We start from the raw sequence: 255 nt of genomic DNA on the forward strand, positions 1-255 counted from the left end.
GTCGGTATCGATCCCGAGCAGCAGCGTGGTGTCTCCGGCGCGATCGAACTCGCGGGTCAGGAAACAGCCCTTGCCATCCTTGCTCACCGCGACCGTCCACTCGCCCACGTCCTGCGGCCCCGGCTGGGCCTGCACCGACGATGCGATAACGGGTGTGAGGAGCAGTGACACAGAGCGAAGAACGGCGGTCGATGGTCGCAGGGTCACCATGGACGCGACTGTAACCGCCCAGGATGCGATTGGCTACGCGTGCTC

Annotated in this window: 1 protein-coding gene; it reads right to left on the bottom strand. The window is 65.5% G+C overall.

Going from position 1 to position 255, the window contains the following annotated elements:
- Window positions 1–210: hypothetical protein (locus AC0IYH_RS32670; protein ID WP_471838507.1), on the bottom strand; the 210-nt coding region annotated here is incomplete at its 3' end.
- Between the last annotated feature and the right edge of the window lie 45 nt (window positions 211–255).

This window comes from Pseudomonas sp. AC463, from assembly GCF_979253585.1.